Annotated in this window: 15 protein-coding genes and 1 pseudogene; 13 read left to right on the top strand and 3 right to left on the bottom strand. The window is 55.0% G+C overall.

The window, feature by feature from the left end; genetic code table 11:
* Positions 1 to 27 precede the first annotated feature (27 nt).
* From HF685_RS15065 to hflK, 3 genes and pseudogenes are all read right to left on the bottom strand, one after another.
* On the bottom strand, positions 28 to 1,572 hold the full coding sequence (locus HF685_RS15065) for a Do family serine endopeptidase (protein ID WP_168820733.1): 1,545 nt from the start codon (positions 1,570 to 1,572) through the stop codon (positions 28 to 30).
* 364 nt (positions 1,573 to 1,936) lie between these two features.
* Positions 1,937 to 2,791, bottom strand: a complete 855-nt coding sequence (hflC, locus tag HF685_RS15070) for a protease modulator HflC (protein ID WP_168821568.1) — start codon at positions 2,789 to 2,791, stop codon at positions 1,937 to 1,939.
* A pseudogene (gene hflK / locus HF685_RS15075) lies at positions 2,791 to 3,830 on the bottom strand (FtsH protease activity modulator HflK). The gene hflC and the pseudogene hflK overlap by 1 nt, the downstream one beginning before the upstream one ends.
* Positions 3,831 to 3,961: 131 nt before the next feature.
* Here hflK and HF685_RS15080 point away from each other — a divergent pair.
* The 13 genes from HF685_RS15080 (at position 3,962) to HF685_RS15140 (ending at position 14,035) form a co-directional block, all read left to right on the top strand.
* Entirely contained in the window at positions 3,962 to 4,924 is a 963-nt protein-coding gene (locus HF685_RS15080; protein ID WP_168820735.1) for an Mrp/NBP35 family ATP-binding protein, read from the top strand.
* Between the two features lie 17 nt (positions 4,925 to 4,941).
* Entirely contained in the window at positions 4,942 to 5,379 is a 438-nt protein-coding gene (locus tag HF685_RS15085) for a CoA-binding protein (RefSeq protein WP_168820737.1), read from the top strand.
* Positions 5,369 to 7,693: a xanthine dehydrogenase family protein molybdopterin-binding subunit gene (locus HF685_RS15090; RefSeq protein ID WP_246218655.1), complete on the top strand. Its 2,325-nt coding sequence runs from the start codon at positions 5,369 to 5,371 to the stop codon at positions 7,691 to 7,693. The genes HF685_RS15085 and HF685_RS15090 overlap by 11 nt, the downstream gene beginning before the upstream one ends.
* A gap of 15 nt (positions 7,694 to 7,708) precedes the next feature.
* Positions 7,709 to 8,707: a ferrochelatase gene (gene hemH, locus HF685_RS15095; protein WP_246218656.1), complete on the top strand. Its 999-nt coding sequence runs from the start codon at positions 7,709 to 7,711 to the stop codon at positions 8,705 to 8,707.
* Complete coding sequence (locus HF685_RS15100) at positions 8,698 to 8,958, top strand: ribbon-helix-helix domain-containing protein (protein WP_168820741.1); 261 nt, start codon at positions 8,698 to 8,700, stop codon at positions 8,956 to 8,958. Before hemH ends, HF685_RS15100 begins: the two co-directional genes overlap by 10 nt.
* 156 nt (positions 8,959 to 9,114) lie before the next feature.
* Positions 9,115 to 9,663: a thiamine biosynthesis protein ThiC gene (locus HF685_RS15105; protein ID WP_246218657.1), complete on the top strand. Its 549-nt coding sequence runs from the start codon at positions 9,115 to 9,117 to the stop codon at positions 9,661 to 9,663.
* 89 nt (positions 9,664 to 9,752) lie between these two features.
* Positions 9,753 to 10,130 (top strand): fluoride efflux transporter CrcB, encoded by a 378-nt coding sequence (gene crcB, locus HF685_RS15110; protein ID WP_168820744.1) that lies wholly within the window; start codon positions 9,753 to 9,755, stop codon positions 10,128 to 10,130.
* Positions 10,127 to 11,464: an RluA family pseudouridine synthase gene (locus HF685_RS15115; RefSeq protein ID WP_168820746.1), complete on the top strand. Its 1,338-nt coding sequence runs from the start codon at positions 10,127 to 10,129 to the stop codon at positions 11,462 to 11,464. The genes crcB and HF685_RS15115 overlap by 4 nt, the downstream gene beginning before the upstream one ends.
* Positions 11,464 to 12,099 carry an FMN-binding negative transcriptional regulator gene (locus tag HF685_RS15120; RefSeq protein WP_168820748.1) on the top strand — a complete coding sequence of 212 codons (636 nt, stop codon included), beginning with the start codon at positions 11,464 to 11,466 and terminating at the stop codon, positions 12,097 to 12,099. Before HF685_RS15115 ends, HF685_RS15120 begins: the two co-directional genes overlap by 1 nt.
* A gap of 10 nt (positions 12,100 to 12,109) precedes the next feature.
* The gene (locus tag HF685_RS15125; protein ID WP_168820750.1) at positions 12,110 to 12,763 is read left to right on the top strand and encodes an HAD-IA family hydrolase; all 654 of its coding nucleotides are present in this window, start codon (positions 12,110 to 12,112) and stop codon (positions 12,761 to 12,763) included.
* Positions 12,760 to 13,068, top strand: coding sequence for a hypothetical protein (locus HF685_RS15130; protein WP_168820752.1), 309 nt, complete (start codon positions 12,760 to 12,762; stop codon positions 13,066 to 13,068). Before HF685_RS15125 ends, HF685_RS15130 begins: the two co-directional genes overlap by 4 nt.
* A complete protein-coding gene (locus tag HF685_RS15135) occupies positions 13,061 to 13,327 on the top strand; it encodes a hypothetical protein (RefSeq protein WP_168820754.1) in 267 nt (88 codons plus the stop codon). Before HF685_RS15130 ends, HF685_RS15135 begins: the two co-directional genes overlap by 8 nt.
* Positions 13,328 to 13,336: 9 nt before the next feature.
* A complete protein-coding gene (locus HF685_RS15140) occupies positions 13,337 to 14,035 on the top strand; it encodes an ATP12 family chaperone protein (protein WP_168820756.1) in 699 nt (232 codons plus the stop codon).
* The last annotated feature ends 2 nt before the right edge of the window (positions 14,036 to 14,037 follow it).

Below are 14,037 nucleotides of genomic sequence, written 5' to 3' on the forward strand. Positions count from 1 at the left end.
TTTTCGTTTTCCCGATTGTAAAATAACCTAGCTGTCGTTGAGGCGCACCGCGATAAATTGCGGATCACGCCCGCCGCGCTTTACCTGAAGCAACACGGCTGAGCGATTGGCCCGTTTGGCGCTGCCAATGGCTTTGTCGAGTTCGGCAATCGTGGTAACCGGCTGGCGGTTGACGCTGGTGATCAAAAACCCGCGGCGGATACCTTTTTGCGCTGCATCAGCGTTAGGATTGACTGTCGACACCACCACGCCTTTTTCGGTCGATGAAACGCCGATCTGGCGGGCGATTGCGGGAGTGAGATCAACGACAGATAGCCCAAGCGCTTCGGCAGTTGCCTGCGCGCTTTCACCGCTATCATCTTCGCCCATGGCATTTTCTTCTGCATCAGGGTCGAAGCTGTTGGTCGCCAATTCTTCTTCTGACGGGCGCTTGCCCAAACTTGCGTTGAGCTTCACCGTTTTGCCGTTGCGCAAAACTTCAAGCGGCACACTGGCGCCCACCGGAAGATTGGCTACCAGATAGGATAGATTCTGATCCGGCGTTACTGATTTACCGTTGACCTTAACGACCACGTCGCCAGCCTGTAATCCCGCCTTTGCAGCTGCTTCGCCGGGAACAACACTCTGGATAAACTCACCCCGATTTTTCTCGATACCAAGCGAATCTGCCAGATCTTCCGTCAACGGACTGATCTGAACGCCGAGATAGCCACGTTCAATTTTTTCACCTTTGCGCAGTGTCGCCACAATCGGTGCGGCGACATCTGCCGGGATCGCAAAGCCGATGCCGACATTGCCGCCTGTGGGTGATATAATCGCGTTGTTGATGCCGATGACATTGCCGTTAAGGTCAAACATCGGGCCGCCGCTGTTGCCCCGGTTGATCGAAGCGTCGGTCTGCAGGAAGCGATCATAAGCACCGCCCTGGCCAGTGTTGCGATGGATGGCCGAGAGGATACCGGTCGTTACGGTACCGCCAAGTCCGAACGGATTGCCGATAGCAATTACCCAGTCACCAACGCGCGCGTTTGTGCTATCGCCAAATTTTACGAATGGCAGCGGTTTTTTCGCGCTAATTTTTAGTACGGCGATGTCGGAAGCGGCATCGCGACCCACAAGCTTTGCATCATATTCGGTGCGATCAGGCATGATCACGGTGATCGATTCGATTGTCGCGTTGCGATCGCCGGGCGCAACCACGTGATTATTGGTGACCACATATCCGTCAGCCGAAATAATAAAGCCGGAGCCGAGCGATTGCGCATCGCGGGTCTGGGCGCCGCCGCCATTGCCACCGCGATTGCCAAACAGGCCATCAAATGGCGTTCCGGCGAAGGGATTGTTGCTGACGCGCACTTTTTGTTTCGTCGAAATATTGACCACTGCGGGCTGCAATTGTTCTGTAAGATCAGCAAAGCTCATCGGCGCGCCTGCACGCGGAGCCGATGCCCGCATGACCGGGGCGTCATTCACTGCCGTTTGCGCGCCAGCTGGCCCGATGCCGGTCAGGGTTGCTGCGCTACCAGCCAAAAGCAATGCTGCTGAAATTCCGTAAGCGTAACGCACTATCATATTCCTCTCAATCAACCGACGTTGGCAACAGGATGGTGGGCGATCAGTCTAAAATCGCCGTATGGCCGATTGTCATTCGTCGTCAAAATCGTTCAAGTTCCAAAAACCTTCAAGTTCCAAAAACATTGCCGTAATATTTATGAACCGAATTTGAATGTCATCATAGCACAACATCAAAGGTTTTCATAAACGGCAGGTTTAATAGCCACTGTTATAACATCTGGGAGCGAAAAGCCCCGTTCGCAAGCCATCAAGCGCCACTTTATCGAAAAAAATTTGTATTCTAAAGAAAAAACGACAAATGTAGTCGCAAACGCGCACACATCGTTATTTCAGTGATCAGACCTGACCAAATTACCCGATTTTACTGCCCGCGAAACTGACGCAGATATTCGTTGTCGGGCGACAAGACGAACGATGACTGAGGATCACCTTCTGCGGCACCTTTCTGGAAAGTTGTTTCATAGCTTTTCATCGCGCGATAAAAATCATAAAAGTCGGCATCCTTGCCGAAACTCTCGGCATAAGTGCGCGCCGCGCTAGCGTCCGCTTCCGCCCGAATGATCTGAGCCTGTTTCGCACCTTGCGCTTTTATTGTGCGGGCTTCCTGCTCACGGGCGGTCCGCATCCGCTGATAAGCGCTTTCCAGTGGTGTGCCATCAGGCAGATCGGCACGCTTGATCCGTACATCGACAATTTCTGCGCCATATTGGCGTGCGACCCGGTTAAGGCCAGTACGGATATTATCCATCACCTGACCGCGCTCCGGGCTGAGCAAAGCCGCAAATGGCCGCTTGCCGAGTTCGTTACGCAGGGCTGAGCCCAAAATAGGTCGCAACTCGTCTGCAACCCGTTCTTCCGAACCAGCCGTGATATACATGATTTCCGGTTTGGTGATCCGGAAGCGGGCAAAGGCGTCAACCTGAAGGCGAAGCTGATCGGTGGAGAGCACTTGCTGCTGCTCCATTTCGACATCGAGGATGCGCTTGTCGACCCAGACAACCTGCTCAAGAAAAGGCGCTTTTGCGATCAACCCGGCCCCGGTTTGGCCAAAGGCCTGACCTTCTTCGTAGCGATTGGTCAGGCGGACAACTTCACCGAAACGAACGATGACGCCCTGTTTGGTTTCAGGAACCGCTACCAAAGTATTGGCGAGGACAAGAAGAACCGCGATGGCCATGATGCCGAGCGCGACAGGATTTCGAAATAGACGGTCGATCATTTCGCTGCTCCTGCTTCAACGGCTGGCGCTTGCGAGCGCTTCTTGATTTCAGGCAACGCGAGATAAGGCGTTACGCCGCGCGGCTCGACGATAGTTTTGTCCACTTGTGACAAGACACGCTCCATTGTTTCATAATACATCCGCTGGCGGGTCACCCGGGGGCCAGCTTATATTCGGCATAAACTTTGTCGAAGGCTGCTGATTCGCCCTGTGCTTGCGCCGTCAGCTGCTGTGCATAAGCGCGCGCTTCGTTGAGATAGGTTTGCGCCGTCTGCTGCGCGGCCGACACTTCCTTAAACGCATCGTTGACCGCAGCGGGCGGATCGGCCTTTTTGATTGCGATACCGCGAATGACCACGCCAGCTTTATATTCGTCGAGGATTTCCTGCATATTTTCCTCGACCTGCTGTTCGATTTCCGTCCGCTCGGCGCCGATGGTATCATCCAGTGTGAAATTGGCTACGGCTGCACGCATTGCGGATTCGGCAACTTCCTTGATGGTTTCTTCTGGCTCGGCAAGCTGGAACATGAAAAGTTCAGGTGCCTTGATATTCCACCGTACGGAATAGGCGAGATCAACGATATTCTGGTCGCCGGTGAGGATAAGCTTCTCTGTATCTCCGGTGGGAATATCGACCGTACGAATTTCTTCCACGTCCAGCCTCGCAACACTCATAATGGGAGCAGGTGCTGTGAAGTGAAGTCCTGGAGTCAAAGTGCTATAATAAGAGCCTACCAGAGTCACCACGCCGCGTTCCTGCGGGCTGATCCGGTGGATACTGGTGAGCGCGGCCCATAATATGATGAAACCAATCAGCAGGATAGGCCACCATGGGCGCCCGCCCGAACGTTTTGGCAAGCCGCCTTTAAATCCGCCGCCCGCACCTTTTTTGAAAAGTTCTTCGAGCGAACTTGCGCCTTTGCGCCCGCCGCCGCCAGAACTGCCACCGCTACCACCCCATGGATTGCGTGGGCCGCCACCATTTCCGGAGCCACCATCATCGCCGCCGTTGCCATTGCCCCAAGGGCTACTCATGCCTAAAATCGCGCCCCAGAAGGATTTGCGCTGGTTTGCGTCTTCAAAGTTATTGTCCATACGTTCTTTATAGGTAGCGTGTGGCCAGAAAAACAGTGTCAATCCGATAAAAGTGTAACTATGCGAATGAAATGACCGATATTTCAATGATTGAAGCGGCGCTCGATGAAGTCGCCAAGGGACGATTCAGCGCTGTGCGTTTTGAGGATGGGCGTGTTTCGCTGGTACTCAATGTATCCGGACTGGATGTGCGGGACCGGGGGCAAGTCGAGATCGGTGTGAAAGGCAAATTGCTCGCGCTTGATGACGTCGACAAGGTTGACGTCGTTATGACCGCCGAGAAAGTCCAGCGCCGCTTGATCGCTGTCGGCAGCGGTAAGGGCGGCGTTGGTAAATCGACGCTTTCGACGAATCTGGCAATTGCTCTGCATGGTCTGGGTCGCAAGGTCGGTATGGTCGATGCGGATATATATGGTCCGTCCCAACCGCGACTGCTGCGCTGTGAAGGCCAAAGGCCGGAGGCTGAAGGCAAGCAGCTGATTCCGGTGCCCAATGAATATGGCGTGCCATTGCTTTCCATGGGCCATCTGGTGGAGCCAGGGCAGGCAATTGCATGGCGCGGACCAATGGCCGGAAAAGCTCTCGATCAACTGATTGATGCGCATTGGGGTGGCGCTGAAGAATTGATTGTCGATATGCCGCCCGGCACCGGTGATGTGCAATTATCGATGATGCAAAATCACAAGCCGGTTGGTGCGGTCATCGTATCGACGCCGCAGGATCTGGCATTGATGGACGCGACCCGCGCGGTCGATTTGTTCAACCAGGCCAAAATTCCGGTCATCGGCATGGTGGAAAATATGGCAGGCTATGAATGCCCGCATTGTGGCGAGGTCAGTGACCCATTTGGAGCTGGCGGGGCAGAAGCGGCAGCGAAATCCATGGGTATGCCTTTTTTGGGACGGATTCCCCTAGACATTGAAATTCGCAAATCCAGCGACGGCGGCACGCCGGTGGCTTTGAGTGATGGACCGCAGGGGCAGGCGTTTCGCGATATTGCCAAAAAGCTGGCAACATGGTTGGATGAGCAATAGTCTAAAGGGGATCGCACATGCCGCTGCAAAGCGAAGCAGAACTAAGCCAGCTTTTAACGGAAACCAAACGGATTGCGCTGGTCGGCGCTTCGGCAAAGCCGGAACGCGCGAGCAATCGAATTTTGAAATTTCTTCTGGATCAGGGGTATGACGTCATTCCGGTGAACCCCGGCTTGGCTGGTCAACAATTGCACGGCGTGGAGGTGATCGAGTCGCTGGACGATATTGAAGGCGATTTGGATATGGTCGATATCTTCCGAAATTCCGACGCGGCTGGCCCGGTGGTTGATCAGGCGATAGCGGTTGGCGCCAAGTCAATCTGGATGCAGCTGGGTGTGATCAACGAAGCGGCGGCAGCGCGCGCAGAAACGGCTGGCTTGAAGGTGGTTATGGATCGTTGCCCAAAAATTGATATTCCCCGGCTTGGCTTATTGAAAGAAACACATGACGGTTGATGTGGAGCCTCAGGATAAAGCTGGAACAGATACTGAGAAAACCAGCGGATTGAAAAACATGTTAACTCGCCGGAATTTCCTGATCGGTGGCAGCGCAGCAACTGGTCTTGTCATTGCATGGGCGATATGGCCGCGTGATTATGAAGCCAATATTCCTGCAACCGAGAATGAAGAGATTTTTGGTGCGTTTCTCAAGATCTCGAAAGAAGGTCTGGTAACCGTAATCGTCCCGCAATGTGAAATGGGGCAGGGCGTCTACACGGTGTTGCCGCAAATTCTCGCTGATGAGCTAGGCGCAGATTGGCGCACAATTGCGGTTGAACCGGCTCCGATTAATCCACTCTACGCCAATGATTTGCTGGCAGAGAACTGGATGGACACCATGTTGCCTTCGGGCAGCGCTCTATTGTCCGACCGGGATAGGGCCAAGGCCGTTGCGGATTGGCTAGCCGATCAAGCTGCGACCCGGAATGATTTTATCGTGACCGCTGATTCCACGTCGGTTCCTGCTTATGCCGAGCGGTTTCGCGAGGCTGGGGCGGCGGCGCGCGTTTTGCTATCCAAAGCGGCGGCTGACCGATGGGAAGTGAACTGGGAAGCCTGCTCGGTCGAAAACGGAATTGTTTCTCATGACGGAAAGGAACTGCGCTTCGGCGCGCTGCTGGCCGAAGCTATCAACCAGGAATTGCCCGATCCTGTTCCTTTGCGTCCTAGCCCGGTGAATAATCTCGTCGGTCAGGATGTGCCACGCCTTGATCTCCCGGCGAAACTCGATGGTAGCGCCAATTTCGCTGGTGACGTTCGCCTGCCAGACATGGTCTATGCCTCTATCCGCCAAGGCCCGATTGGCGAAACCACACTAAAGTCGTTTAACCGCGAAGGTGCGAGCAAGATTATTGGCCTGATTGATGTCATCGAACAGGATGGCTGGATCGCTGCGGTTGCCACAAATTGGTGGGCGGCAAACAGCGCTCTCGATAAAATGAGTCCGGTCTTTGAGACAGCAGGCTTGCTGCCCGACAGCGGAAAAATGGACGTCGCCCTCAACACAGCGCTCGAAAAGGGCGAGGGCACCCGCTTTGCATCACGGGGCGACAATAAAGCCGCATTCGAGGAATACCGAAATATCCGCGCTATCTATCATGCCGAAGCCGCGCTGCATGCCCCGATGGAAACTCGTTCGGCAACCGCTGATTACAAGGATGGGAGCGTGGAGGTTTGGGCAGCGACCCAGTCGCCCGCCGCCGCCGTCCAGGCCATCGCCAAAGCGACAGGATTATCCAAAGACAATGTGACGCTTTACCCGATGCTTGCTGGCGGTTCCTTTGGTCGGGCGCTGGACAATGAAGCTGCCGTGCAGGCTGCATTGATTTCGCAAAAACTGAACCGTCCACTGCAACTTGTCTGGTCCCGCGCAGAAGAGATTATGCACGATATATACCGGGCGCCGGCAATCGCCCGGCTGGATGCGGCAACGGACAAGGCGGGGCGAATGAAAGGGCTTCAAGTGAAAATCGCGGCACCGGCGGCGGCGCGCGAACAAAGCAAACGATTGATTGATGGTCTGGATGCCATTGCGGCAATGCAAGCCAGCAATGGCGAGGCGGACAGCAAGGCGGTTGAAGGTGCCGATATTCCCTACGCGCTGGAGAATTTCACGCTTGATCATCACCCGGCCTATGTCGGCATTCCAACCGGCAATTGGCGCAGCAACGCACATAGTTACAATGCTTTTTTTGTGGAATCGTTCATTGATGAACTGGCCGCAAAAGCTGGTATTGAGCCATTATCTTACCGCATGTCGATGATGACAGGACAGCCGAGGTTGGCGCGCTGCCTTAGCGGTGTCGCGGCGATGGCAGGATGGGACGGCGGTGTTGATGGCAGCGGTATGGGGCTGGCCTGTCACGCGATGCGCGGTGGTTATATTGCGGTAGTTGTGCGCGCTGCGCGCGGCGACACCGGGCTGAAAGTGCTCCGGATTTCAGCAACCGTGGATGTAGGGCGGATAATTCATCCCGATATTGCCCGGCAGCAGATTGAGGGCGGAATAGTCTTCGGCCTAGCCATGGCGATGGGCGCATCAACGCGCTTTGAAGACGGCTTGCCAACGGCGAAAAGATTGCGGGATTTATCCCTGCCGCGCCTTGCCGAAGTGCCCCCAATCCAGATAGAATTTATTAAAAGTGAGGAAGAACCCGTTGGCGTAGAAGAAATAGGTGTACCTGCAGTCGCCCCTGCCATAGCCAACGCGCTCTTTTCGGCAACCGGTGTCCGGTTTCGCCGCTTACCCCTATTTTCCGAGGCAAGTTGAACCATGCGCGCTCCCATGAAGTTCCCACAAGATCATCCGCTGGTGCAAACTGGCAGGATCGGTCTGTTGCTGGTCAATCTGGGTACTCCTGATGCACCGGAAAAGGGTGCCGTGAAACGCTATTTGAAGCAGTTTCTATCCGACAAGCGCGTGGTCGAAATTCCCTCGATCATCTGGCAGCCAATCTTGCGCGGGATAATCCTGAACACCCGCCCGAAAAAATCCGCTCATGCCTACTCGCTGGTCTGGACAGACGAAGGATCACCCTTGGCGGTTCATACCAAAAACCAGGCCGCTGCGATTGGTGAACGGCTGGGTGATGGCGTGATGACCGATTGGGCGATGCGCTATGGCAATCCCAGCGTCGAAAGCCGGATACAGGCCATGAAAGATGCGGGCTGCGAGCGTATATTGGTCGCGCCGCTTTACCCGCAGCATAGCGGAGCGACGACCGCCAGTGTCCATGATGCTGTGTTTGATGCGATCAAGGCGATGCGCTGGCATCCGGCCCTGCGCACCATGCCCTATTATCACGACGATGCAGCTTATATAAACGCGCTGAAAACCAGTCTGGAAGCGGGGCTGGCAAAGCTGGACTTTGAACCGGACGCGATTATCGCGAGCTTTCACGGGATGCCGAAACGGACTTTGGAGCTGGGCGATCCCTACCACTGCCACTGCCAGAAAACCGCGCGGCTGCTCTCCGAAGCCATGGGGCGGGAATTGACGATAGCGTTTCAATCGCGCTTTGGTCCGGCGAAATGGCTGGAGCCTGCCACCGATATGGTGCTGGAAGCCATGCCGGGGCAGGGCACAAAAAAAGTCGTTATCTTCGCGCCGGGCTTTTCCAGCGATTGTCTGGAAACCTGCGAAGAATTGGCCATTCGGGGCAAAGAGCAATTTATGGAGGCGGGCGGGCAGCACTTTGCGTATCTGGAATGTCTCAACGAAAGCGAGGCGAGTATCGACATGCTGGAAGTTTTACTGCGGCGGGAACTCGCCGGATGGATCTAAAAGATCCCGATATTTTCCACCCGCCGGTCAAGCGCAGCATCACCATTGCGGGCCATCAGACCTCAATCACGCTGGAGCCATTATTCTGGGACTTGCTCAAGGCAGCCTCGGAACAGCGCGATTTGCCGCTTAATGCGCTGGTCGCGCAAATTGATGTCCTGCGGCTGGAGGCCGACGAACCGCCGGGACTGGCGACGGCCATCCGCCTTTGGCTGGTGCAGGATTTGATGGCGGGTGAGGGTGCTGGGTGATTGAGTAGGTTTGGTTCTCACATAGCTATTTCTTAGCGGCCCGTAACCTTTGCGTTTCCACCAGCGAATAGCCAGGAATGTTCAAGTTCGTCAAAGGAAGCTAATATGGAATTCACGCTAAGCCGCACAGTTAAAATTATTGCCACATTGCTGCTTTTGGCGGCCATTTCGCAACCAATTTATACAGCTCTGTATCTCGCCGCGCCCGAGGTTGACCGTCAATTCCTGTGGGGTTTGGAAGCGCTGATATTTGTGCTGCTGACTGCCTTTGCAGGTTCTGCTCTGGTGATGGCAAAACGCTACGCTTTGGGCTTTTCCGCAATTGTGTTCAGCGCTGTGCTTAATGTCGTACAGGTTGGTGTAGGCTTAACGCAATTCGGCCCATTTCGTATGGCTGCCGCGGTGAATGCTGACCTTAGCGATGTCGCCTCCTCGGTCGTTGCGTTCTCTTTTTTTGGCTATAATGCCGCCAAAATTCTGTTAGGTTTAGCAGCCGTAGTTTTTGGAATGGCTAGGATGATTGAAGGCAGTAAAGTTCTGGGCGGCACCGCGGTTTTGATTGGCGCAGTGGCGTTTGTTGCCAACTCCTTGGCTATGATGTTCGGCTTGCAGGGCTTTTTGCCTTCGCCTGTCGCTGGAGGCTCTGGTGTTTTGGCCACGTTACTTCTGGCTTTATGTCTGTTCAGTATCAGCGTCGACGAATGACCAAATCATCTGGATCATAAATCCGCCACCAATCCCGCCCCAAAAACACACTGCTTGGAAAATCCGCCGCTTCCGACTAAAGCGCATCCATGAACGCAACCCTTCTTGTCATGGCTGGCGGCGCGCTGGGCGCGGCGGGGCGTTACCATCTTGGTAGACTGGCTTTCCATCTGGGCGGCACCGGTTTTCCTTATGGAACGCTGGCGGCCAATTTGCTGGGCGGGTTGCTGATGGGCGTGCTCGTCGGGTTTCTGGCGAGAAGTGATTTTGTGAGCGAACCTTGGCGGTTGTTGCTTGGCGTTGGGCTGCTGGGCGGATTTACCACCTTCTCGGCCTTCAGTCTGGAAGTTGTGAATATGGTAGAGCGTGGCGATTGGGGTTTGGCGGTCGGCTATGCTCTGGTCTCGGTAATTGGTTCGGTGCTGGCGCTGTTCGCCGGATTAATGGCAGTGAGAATGGTGACATGAGTGGCTTTGACCCGACAGCAGAGAGCGGTTCTGAAGAAGAAGCGCCAAAGGGGACGCTGAAGGACCAGAAGCAGGCGCTGAAGGTTCTTGATGTACGGCAATTTACCGTGTCGGCAGATGATGAAGATATCCGCGTCGACCGTTGGTTCAAGCGCCATATGGAAGATGTGCCGTTCAATATCGTGTCACGCTGGGCGCGGACCGGGCAGTTGCGGCTTGATGGCAAACGCGTTTCACCCGGGGACAGAATTAATGCAGGTCAGGTGCTGCGGGTACCGCCCGCTGAAATCGAACGTCCTGGCCGCGTCGCCAAGCCACGCATCGATCTGTCAAAAGACCAGATTGATTTCGCGCAGGAACTGGTAATCCACAAAGACAAAGCCGCGATCATTGTGAATAAACCGCCGGGCCTCGCGACGCAGGGTGGCAGCAAAACGAACACCCATCTCGATGGCCTGCTCGATGCGCTCACTTACGATGCCAAATCGCGGCCCAAGCTGGTGCACCGGCTCGACAAGGATACCAGCGGCGTGATCCTGCTGGCCCGTTCTCCCGGTGCTGCTGCGTTTTTCTCCAAACGCTTCTCCGGGCGGACGGCGCGCAAAGTCTATTGGGCAATCGTGATGGGCGTGCCCGAAATTGCTGATGGTATGATCGAATTGCCGCTCTCCAAACAGCCCGGTTCCGGCGGCGAAAAAATGCACGTCGACGAAGAAAACGGCGCAGCGGCCAAGTCGCGCTACCGGATCATCGAGCGTGCGGGCAACCGCGCCTGCTGGGTCGAATTGCAACCGTTTACCGGGCGCACCCATCAATTGCGGGTGCACATGGCAGCGATTGGCCATCCCATTCTGGGCGACGGCAAATATGGCGGCAAGGACGCTTTTCTGACCGGCGCGATCAGCCGTAAAATGCATTTGCATGCACGCCGGCTTCGCATTGAGCATCCCGATGGCCATAACCTTGATGTGTCGGCAGACCTGCCGCATCATTTTGCAGATACCATTGCAAATCTCGGGTTTGATATGGAACTTGGCGATCTTCCGCTCGACGAGAAGAAGCCCGGCGGTAAAATGGTGCGCAAGCAACAGGCAAAACACCACGCAAAGCAAATCCGCAAGGACAAACGCGGGGAGCGGCGCGCGCGCGGTGAAAACGAGGGCAAGCCGGTAAAGGCAGGCAAGCCGACCAAGCGCGAGCGGCCCAATGCCGGTAAAGCGACGCACAAGAAAAATATGCCGCACAAGGCGAAGGTGAAAACCGCACTGAACAAGGCTGGCAAAAAGCCGGCACCGAAAAAGACTGGCCCAAAATCGAGTAAGAAGACCCGCTAATGCACCCCAATCCCGCGTTCCGCTGGCCCAGATCGGCCAATGATCATAATGATGCGGACGAGCGCGCCGCGCTGGAATCCATGATCGTCAATATCGGTTTCGGAATGATATTTGCGGCGACACCGGATGGTCCGCGCGTTGCCCATGTGCCGGTTTTCTCAACCGGAGATGGCGCACTGCAATTTCATCTGTCTCGCGGCAATGCTCTCGCCAAGCACATCACCAAAAAGAAAGCACTATGCGTTATCAACGGCCCGGATGCCTATGTCAGCCCTGACTGGTACGGTGTTGCTGATCAGGTGCCGACATGGAATTATCTGACTCTGGAGCTGGAAGGCAAAGTGCGCGAAATGGATCGAACCGGTTTGATCGCGCTGCTTGATGATCTGACCGCCCAGAATGAAGCTAAACTCGCGCCCAAGGAACCTTGGCATCGCGACAAGATGGACGAGGGTAAATTCCGCAAAATGTGCGATGCGATCGTCGGGTTCGAGATGAAAATTCAGGCATGGCGACCCACCGCCAAGCTGAGTCAGAATAAGCCAGATGAAGCGCGCCATAAAGCGGCGGATGCGCTGGATGCCATCGGCCGGAAGGCGATGGGTCATATGATGCGGGAATTTGGCATAAAATGAGCAAGCCGCGATGAATAAGCCCGCGCTCTTTGACTGCGATGGTACGATGGTCGACAGTCAGGCGAATATCTGCGCCTCCATGGATCAAGCGTTCATCAAACACGGCCTGGCGCCACCCGATCATCACCTGACGCGGCGGATCGTTGGGCTAAGTTTACAGGAGGCAGTGCGTCAGTTGCTGCCGAGCCACGAAGAAGGTTTAATCCGCGAGATTGCGCAATCCTATAAAGATGGTTTTTTTGAGTTGCGGCAAGCGGGCAGCGTTCACGAGCCTTTATATGACGGATTGCTGGGATTGCTCGATCAACTGGAAAATGCAGGCTGGGTGCTTGGTGTCGCCACCGGAAAATCTGATCGCGGGCTCCACCATGTGCTGGAAACGCATGGCTTGACCGGGCGGTTCGTGACCTTGCAAACCGCTGACCGGCATCCGTCCAAACCACACCCGGCAATGGTGGAACTGGCGATTGCAGAGGCAGGCGCAACAACGCAAACAACCGCGATGATTGGTGACACGACTTTCGATATGGAAATGGCGATAAATGCCCGCGTCCGCGCTATTGGCGTGGATTGGGGATATCATGATCCCGACGAGCTGATTACATCGGGAGCAGAAGTTGTGGCGGCCGATATGGATGAACTAAACAAGGTGCTCAACCGATGAATGAGGTTCCCGAAACGCCGAAAGAACAGGAATATGTGCCTGATCCGGTAAAAGAGAAGCAAGCCAAGGCGGTGCACTTCACAGTCAGCATCATTCGGCTGTTAGGCCTTGCCCTGCTGATGCTCGGCATCGCGATTGCAATGGATCGTTTGCCGCCAACGCCGCCGTTTGCCGGTTATGTGCTAATCGCGCTCGGGCTGTTGCAAGTGCTTTTCATACCGATCTGGATCATCCGGCAATATGTCAAAGCTCGGGTGGCGGAAGAAGAAATCGCCAAACGCGACGGATCAAAAAACGATGAATGATCGGGAAAATTCAGGGCCGCAGCATATCTTTAGATTGGCGATCCCGATTATTCAGGTGCTTGGCATCGCAATGATCGTTAGCGGCATTGTTATCATAACAGGATGGAGCAACATCCTCCCTCCAGAAGCTGGAATTATCATTCTGGTTATGGGCGTGATCGAATTTCTTGCTGTTCCGGCGATCTTGCGCAACGTGCAAAATAGCAAAAGTGATAATTTTCTAGAGGGTGCCAGGCCGGGTAATAAAGATGGACGATAAAACTTTTTAATGAAGCGCTTCTACAACAAAGTTCAGATAGCTTCTGAAGTTAAGGGATTTGCAATCCAGCTGGATGGCCGTCCGGTCAAAACACCTGCGCGCAATCTTCTGATATTACCGACCAAAGCGCTCGCTGGTGCCATTGCAGCAGAGTGGGAGGCGCAGGGCGAAGATATTGATCCGGCCACAATGCCGCTTACCGCGCTGGCGCAGGGCGCGCTGGATCAGGTGGTCCGAGAACGGGAACGCATCGTGTCGCGGATCGCGGGTTTTGCCGACAGCGATATGCTCTATTTTCGCGCTGAAGAAACACAGCAGGCTCTGGCGGACCATCAAGCCGAAAAATGGGATCCGCTGCTCGAATGGGCGCGCGCCCGATTTGATGTGAGCTTTCACTTGGTGCGCGGCATTATGCACGAGTCACAGCCAGATGAAACCATCATCCGGCTGGGGCAGGCGGTTGAAGCACAGGATGATTTCACCATTGCAGCCATGCTTTCTCTGGTTGGCTTGAGCGGGTCTCTAGTGGCGACTCTGGCGTTGGTCGAAACGGCTTATGACGCGCAAACCCTTTGGTCGCTCGCCAATCTGGAGGAGCTTTGGCAGGAAGAACAATGGGGCCGCGATGATCTGGCGGTAGCAACGCGTGAAATCAAACGAGCAGAGTTTGAAGCGGCGGTTCGATTTCTTGAACTTGCGCGCAGTTAGCT

The organism is Parasphingorhabdus halotolerans (genome assembly GCF_012516475.1).
GTDB lineage: Bacteria > Pseudomonadota > Alphaproteobacteria > Sphingomonadales > Sphingomonadaceae > Parasphingorhabdus > Parasphingorhabdus halotolerans.